The sequence below is a fragment of the Accumulibacter sp. genome, from assembly GCF_016789985.1.
Taxonomy (GTDB): Bacteria; Pseudomonadota; Gammaproteobacteria; order Burkholderiales; family Rhodocyclaceae; genus Accumulibacter.
On sequence record NZ_JAEUOL010000158.1, the window covers coordinates 1 to 7139 of the forward strand.

5 protein-coding genes and 2 pseudogenes are annotated in these 7139 nt (G+C 63.5%); 6 read left to right on the forward strand and 1 reads right to left on the reverse strand.

The window, feature by feature from the left end; genetic code table 11:
• Nucleotides 1-109: 109 nt before the first annotated feature.
• A pseudogene (locus JNK99_RS08980) lies at nucleotides 110-1273 on the forward strand (IS256 family transposase).
• Between the two features lie 56 nt (nucleotides 1274-1329).
• Here JNK99_RS08980 and JNK99_RS08985 read toward each other — a convergent pair.
• A pseudogene (locus JNK99_RS08985) lies at nucleotides 1330-1593 on the reverse strand (transposase); the annotation flags it as partial.
• A 363-nt stretch (nucleotides 1594-1956) separates the two neighbouring features.
• Here JNK99_RS08985 and glp point away from each other — a divergent pair.
• From glp to clpB, 5 genes are all read left to right on the forward strand, one after another.
• A complete protein-coding gene (glp, locus tag JNK99_RS08990; protein ID WP_291851637.1) occupies nucleotides 1957-3162 on the forward strand; it encodes a gephyrin-like molybdotransferase Glp in 1206 nt (401 codons plus the stop codon).
• A 14-nt stretch (nucleotides 3163-3176) separates the two neighbouring features.
• Nucleotides 3177-3428 carry a molybdopterin converting factor subunit 1 gene (gene moaD / locus JNK99_RS08995; protein WP_291851640.1) on the forward strand — a complete coding sequence of 84 codons (252 nt, stop codon included), beginning with the start codon at nucleotides 3177-3179 and terminating at the stop codon, nucleotides 3426-3428.
• A gap of 4 nt (nucleotides 3429-3432) precedes the next feature.
• The gene (gene moaE, locus JNK99_RS09000; RefSeq protein ID WP_291851643.1) at nucleotides 3433-3882 is read left to right on the forward strand and encodes a molybdopterin synthase catalytic subunit MoaE; all 450 of its coding nucleotides are present in this window, start codon (nucleotides 3433-3435) and stop codon (nucleotides 3880-3882) included.
• 295 nt (nucleotides 3883-4177) lie between these two features.
• On the forward strand, nucleotides 4178-4534 hold the full coding sequence (locus JNK99_RS09005; protein WP_291851645.1) for an MTH938/NDUFAF3 family protein: 357 nt from the start codon (nucleotides 4178-4180) through the stop codon (nucleotides 4532-4534).
• Nucleotides 4535-4730: 196 nt separating this feature from the next.
• Nucleotides 4731-7139: ATP-dependent chaperone ClpB (gene clpB, locus JNK99_RS09010; RefSeq protein ID WP_291851648.1), on the forward strand; the 2409-nt coding region annotated here is incomplete at its 3' end.

Genomic DNA, 7139 nt, shown 5'->3' on the forward strand with positions numbered 1-7139 from the left:
GCCCGAAGAGCGGAGGACGACCCAGCATCGCGGCGCCCCCTCGGCAGGCTGTACCCGCAGGCGATTTCTTCGGGGAAATTTCACTTACCCTCACGAAGGAGTCAGCCCAATGGCACAACGAGTCGAGCATCATCCCCTGGACGCCGCATTTGCGGCTTTGCTGGCCAACGGCCTGGACGGAGCGGGCGAAGCCTTGCGCATTTTGGTCGATGAAGCAAGCAAGATTGAGCGAGTCCACTATCTCAATGCCCAACCTCATGAGCGCACGGCCGATCGCACAGACGACGCCAATGGCTTCAAACCGAAGACGGTCATGACGCGCGTCGGCGAGCAACCTTTGACGTACCCCAGGCGCGCGGCGGTGGCTTCTACCCCAGAGCGCTGGAGAAGGGCTCGCGCACCGAGCAGGCACTCAACATCGCACTGGCCGAGATGTCTGTGCAGGGCGTCTCCACCCGCAAGGGGATCACGGTGCTTCAAGCGCTGCTGGGGCCGGAGGTGTCGATTTCTTCGACGCAGGTGAGTCGTGCCGCCGAGCAGCTCGATGCCGGCTTGGCTGCCTGGCGTTAGCGCCTCCTGGACGAAACGCCCGACCTCTTTCTGGACGCCCGCTACGAGTGGGTACGCGAGGCCGGTCGTTTGGTCGATTGCGCTGTGCTGGTGGCGGTGGGCGTGACCCACAGCGGCCATCGCCGGGTGCTGGGCGTCTCGGTGGCCTTGTCGGAGGCGGAGGTGCATTGGCGTGCCTTCCTCGACAGCCTGCGGGGCTTGAAGGGCGTCAAGCTGATCGTCTCCGACGATCATGGCGGCCTCAAGGCCGCGCGTCGCGCTACCTTGCCCAGCGTGCCCTGGCAGCGCTGCCCGTTCCATTTGCAGCAGAACGCGCAGTCCTATGTCACGCGCCTGGATCAGCGCAAGTCGGTAGCTCAACGCATCCGGGCGATCTTCAATGCGCCCGATCGCGTCGAGGTGGAGCGATTGTTGAAACAGGCGGTTGATGCGTGCGTGGGCGACCGAGGCACCCAAGCTGGCGCAATGGGCGGAAGTGAATTTGCCCGATGGCTTGACGGTCTTCGATTGCGTACCCGCCCATCGTGTCCGCCTGCGCACCACCAACCGCCTCGAACGGATCAACCGGGAGCTCAAGCGCCGCACACGCGTGGCGTCCATTTTCCCCAATACCGCGTCTTGCCTGCGACTGGTTTCTGCCCTTCTGGCAGAATGCGACGAGGAGTGGATGACCGGTAAGATCTATCTCAACTTGCAATCGTGATCACTCTTCCCGAATCGAATCGCCTCGTGCGGATTTACAGAAAAAAAGTTGCGCTGCCTTTTAACAAGATCGTTGTCCTGACGCAGTTGGCGGTTCTCCGCCTCCAGGTGGCGAATGCGCTGCGGGTTGGCCGTCAGTGGTTTGTCGATCCTCGCCTGGCCCGACCGTTCCACGTCAAACTGCGCCAGCCAGCGGCGTACCGTCGTTTCGCCAAGACTCATCTCGCGGCACACCTGCGCCACGCTCAAGCCCTGCTCTCGAATCATTTGCACAACCTGCAGCTTGAAGCCCGGGTCGAACGTCTTGCCTTTTTGACTCATCCATTCTCCCACCCACAGGGGCATCAGCCTCCTATCAAGGTGTCTGTTGAAATTAGATCACGACACCGCAGCTAACCGCAGAGCTCTGTCACCTCTTGGCAGATACAGGGACGTGGGAAGATCAGCGATGGAGGTTGCCCACAAAGATGAAATCCGCACCCGCAAGTGCCGGAAAACTGTTACCGTCCGGAAGTCTGTACGCGTCAACCGCAGTCTGTCCTGTCTTGCCGAATGAGAACCCCCCGATAGGTCCTGGGCGCTAGCCGGATTGGGGAATGGCTCTGCGGCCAGCTTGCGGGCATTGGCGAGCCAGCGATGCGTGCGGGATTGGAAGGAATGATTACCGTCTGGGGAGAAAGACGCATGCTGTCCTTTGAAGAGGCGCTGTCGCGCCTGCTGGCCGCTGTTCAGCCGCTTGCCGAGGTACGCTCACTGCCCACGCTGGCTGCCGCCGGACGGGTGCTGGCGGTGGCCCAGCAGGCAACGGTCGATGCGCCGCCACTCGACAACTCGGCGATGGACGGCTACGCACTGGCGGTGACCGATGTGCCGCAGCCGGGCGTGCGCCTGCCGATTTCGCAGCGGATTGCGGCGGGCAGTGTCGGTGGCCAACTGCAACCGGGCAGCGCGGCGCGGATATTCACCGGGGCGCCGATCCCGCCCGGTGCCGATGCGGTGGTGATGCAGGAGCTTTGCGAACACGCTGCCGGGTCGGTGCTGGTCAATCATCTGCCGCGGGTGGGGGAGAACATTCGCCGCGCGGGCAGCGACATCGCTGCCGGGTGCGAGATTCTCCCGGTCGGACAGCGTCTGCGGCCACAGGATACGGCGTTGGCGGCGTCGGTGGGAATTGCCGCGCTGCCGGTCTTTCGCCGTTTGCGGGTGGCCGTGCTGTGCACCGGAGACGAACTGCGCATGCCGGGCGAGCCATTGTCGCCCGGGGCCATCTACAATGCCAATCGATTCCTGCTGACTGCTTTGCTGCAGCGGCTCGGCTGCGTCGTCCAGGATCTCGGCCAGGTGGCCGACACCTTGGCGACGACACGCCAGGCGCTGCGCGCCGCGGCACTCGACAACGACCTGGTGATCTCCTCGGGTGGCGTGTCGGTCGGTGATGAGGATCACGTCAAGGCGGCGGTCGAGCTCGAGGGTCGGCTCGATTTGTGGAAGATCGCCATCAAGCCGGGCAAGCCACTGGCCTTTGGTCAGCTTGCTGCGGGCGGGCGCAGCGTCGCCTTCGTCGGCTTGCCGGGGAACCCGGTCTCGTGTTTCGTCACCTTCCTGATGCTGGTCCGACCGCTGATCCTGAGAATGCAGGGTGCGCAGCAAGTGGCCCCGGCAAGCTACCTGCTGCCGGCCGATTTCGACTGGTTGCGTGCGGATGCGCGGCGCGAGTTCCTGCGTGCCCGGAGCAACATTGAAGGCAGTGTGGCGCTGTTTCCGAACCAGGCTTCGGGGGTTCTGACCTCGACCGTGTGGGGTGACGGTCTGGTCGACAATCCGCCGCAGCAGGTGATCAGGCGAGGCGACCGGGTGCGTTTCATGCCTTTTTCGGCCTTTCTCGACTGATCCGGGGAGGGGGCATGCTGACCGTTCTCTATTTTGCCTCGGTACGCGAGAAGCTCGGACTGGCAGCCGAGGAACTGCCTCTGCCGACCGGTGTGCAGGATGTCGCTGGTCTGATCGATTACTTGGCCCAACGCGGTGGCGGGTGGGAAAGGCTCGCCGGCATCAGGAATCTGCGCTGTGCGGTCAACCAGCAGATGGTGGCGTTCGACACGCCGATCAAGGAAGGCGACGAGGTAGCCTTGTTCCCGCCGGTGACCGGGGGCTGACGCCGTGGTGCGTGTTCAGGAGGAAGATTTCGAGGTCGGCGCCGAACTGCAATGGTTGCGCCGGGGCAATCCGGGGATCGGCGCGGTGGCGTGCTTCGTTGGTCTGGTGCGCGACGTGAATGAGGGTGGCGCCGTGCGCGCCATGACCCTCGAGCATTATCCGGGGATGACCGAGAAGGCGCTCGAGGCGATCGTCGGCGAAGCCAGGCAACGCTGGGCGATTCTCGATGTCCTGGTGATTCATCGCGTCGGCCGTCTGCTGCCGACCGACCAGATCGTCCTGGTTGCCGTCGCTGGTGCGCATCGTGGCGAAGTCTTCGCCGCCTGCGAATTCATCATGGACTACCTGAAAACCCGCGCGCCATTCTGGAAGAGCGAACTCACCCCGCAAGGGACGCACTGGGTCGATGCGCGCGAAGCCGATGATCAGGCAGCCCAACGCTGGTCCGGCTGAGGGCCGCTGCGGACCGCTGGCAGCCGCGTGGACTCGCAGCGGTCGTCATTGCCTGGTCACCGGATTGCCTCCTTTTGGCCTGTGTCGCATGCTGCTGGCTTCCATACCTCAAGTGTTGGTCCTGCGCTGCGCCGTGTTCGCCTTGCTGACCTGGATGGATGTGTGCAAGACTGTTCAGCAGCCAGCCGTGCGGGCCGCCTTACGCCACGTCGGCCGGGTGGACGACCTCGGGGTGACGCCGGCCGCGAACCGACGGGCTGCCCGTCGCAGCAGTTTTTGAACCAGGAGAACGCCCATGAAGATCGAGCACACGGCATTTGGCAGCATCAGCATCGCTGGCATCACCTATGCGCACGACGTGCTGATTCGCCTCTCCGGTGCCGTGGAGAAGCGCAGGAAGAAACTCTCCAAACAGCAATACGGCACTTCGCACATCATCTCCCGCGACGAGGCGGAATTCGTCTACGAGAAGGGTTGCAACACGCTGGTGCTGGGTGCCGGGCAGTATGGCAACGTCCAACTTTCGCCGGAAGCGGCGACGTTCCTGGCCGATCATCACTGCCAGGTCATCCTGCAGCCGACGCCGGAAGCAATCCGGACCTTCAATCAGGCGGCCGACGGCACCGTCGGGTTGTTTCACGTCACCTGTTGAAGGAAGTTGGCAAGAAGGAACGCGTCAGCGGCGAGCCGTGCAGCCATTTCCCTGGCGCTCCCGTCAGAAGGAGCGACCAACTTTTCGCGGATTGCCGGTCGTCACCGAAATGCCGGGAAAACTGGTCACGCATTGAATTGGCGCCACTCGTCCCCATCATGCCTGGCATCAGCATATTTCTAGCGAGGAGCGCAGCATGCGTTTGGACAAACTGACCACCAAGTTTCAGCAGGCCCTGGCCGATGCCCAGAGCCTGGCGATCGGGCACGATAACCAGTTCATCGAGCCACAGCATCTGCTGCTGGCACTCCTGCAGCAGGAGGACGGGTCGACCGCGTCGCTGCTGGCGCGTGCCGGAGTCAATGTGCAGGCGCTCAAGGGAGCGCTGGCGCAGGCGATCAACCGGCTGCCCAAGGTGCAGGGGCACGGTGGCGAGGTCCAGGTCGGGCGCGATCTGGCCAACCTGCTCAACCTGACCGACAAGGAAGCGCAGAAGCGGGGCGACCAGTTCATTGCTTCCGAGATGTTCCTGCTCGCGCTCTGTGAAGACAAGGGCGAGAGTGGGCGACTGGCCAGGGAACATGGTTTGCTCAAGCCATCGCTCGAACAGGCCGTGGCCTCGGTGCGCGGCGGGCAGGCGGTCGATAGTCAGGAGGCCGAAGGCCAGCGACAGTCGTTGAGCAAGTACTGCATCGACCTGACCGAGCGGGCTCGCCTGGGCAAGCTTGATCCGGTGATCGGGCGCGACGACGAGATTCGGCGCACCATCCAGATTCTGCAGCGACGGACCAAGAACAATCCGGTGCTGATCGGCGAGCCGGGGGTCGGCAAGACGGCGATCGTCGAAGGTTTGGCTCAGCGCATCGTCAATGGCGAGGTTCCGGAAACCCTCAAGAGCAAGCAGGTCCTCAGCCTGGACATGGCCGCGCTGCTCGCCGGGGCGAAGTACCGGGGCGAATTCGAGGAGCGCCTGAAGGCGGTGCTCAAGGAGATCGCGCAGGAAGAGGGGCGAATCATCGTCTTCATCGACGAACTGCACACCATGGTTGGCGCCGGCAAGGCGGAAGGGGCGATCGACGCCGGCAACATGCTCAAGCCGGCATTGGCGCGCGGCGACCTGCACTGCGTCGGGGCGACGACGCTCGACGAGTATCGCAAGTACATCGAAAAGGATGCGGCGCTCGAACGCCGCTTCCAGAAGGTCCTGATCGACGAGCCGACGGTCGAGTCGACGATCGCCATTCTGCGTGGGCTGCGCGAGAAATACGAGCTGCATCACGGGGTGGACATCACCGACCCGGCGATCGTCGCGGCGGCCGAGTTGTCGCATCGCTACATCACCGACCGCTTCCTGCCGGACAAGGCGATCGACCTGATCGACGAGGCGGCGGCGCGGATCAAGATGGAGATCGATTCCAAACCCGAAGTGATGGACAAGCTCGACCGGCGCATGATCCAGCTCAAGATCGAACGCGAAGCGGTGCGCAAGGAGCGCGATGAAGCGTCGAAGAAGCGCATGCATCTCATCGAGGAAGAATTGCTCAAGCTCGGGCGCGAATACAACGACCTCGAGGAAATCTGGAAGGCCGAAAAGTCGCAGGTCCAGGGCAGCGCGCAGATCAAGGAGGAAATCGACAAGCTCAAGCTCGAACTGGCCCACCTGCAGCGCGAAAACAAATGGGACAAGGTCGCCGAAATCCAGTACGGCCGGCTACCGCAGCTCGAAGCCCGGCTCAACGCGGCCGAAAAGTCGGGCGACGGAGGGCAGCAGAACAGGCTGTTGCGCACCGAGGTCGGCACCGAGGAAATCGCCGAGGTGGTCTCGCGGGCGACCGGTATTCCGGTGTCGAAGATGATGCAGGGCGAACGCGAGAAGCTGCTGCAGATGGAGGAACGCATGCACCAGCGGGTCGTTGGTCAGGATGAGGCGGTGCGGCTGGTGGCCAATGCCATCCGTCGTTCGCGCGCCGGACTGGCCGATCCCAACCGGCCCTACGGCTCGTTCCTCTTCCTCGGCCCGACCGGCGTTGGCAAGACCGAGCTGTGCAAGGCGCTGGCCGCTTTCCTGTTCGATTCCGAAGAGCATCTGATTCGCGTCGACATGAGCGAATTCATGGAGAAGCACTCGGTGTCGCGTTTGATCGGGGCACCGCCGGGTTATGTCGGCTACGAGGAGGGCGGCTACCTGACCGAGGCGGTGCGCCGCAAGCCCTATTCGGTGATCCTGCTCGACGAGGTCGAGAAGGCGCACCCAGACGTGTTCAACGTGCTGCTGCAGGTGCTCGACGACGGCCGCATGACCGACGGGCACGGCCGCACGGTCGACTTCAAGAACACGGTGGTGGTGATGACTTCCAATCTGGGTAGCCAGATGATCCAGCAGATGGCGGGCGATGATTACCAGTTGATCAAGCTGGCGGTGATGGGCGAGGTGAAAACCTATTTCCGGCCCGAGTTCATCAACCGGATCGACGAGGTGGTCGTCTTCCACGCACTCGACGAGCAGCACATCCGGTCGATCGCCCGCATCCAGCTCGCCTTGCTCGAGCAACGCCTGGCGCAGATGGAGCTGAAGCTCGAGGTGGCCGACAGCGCGCTGGCGGAG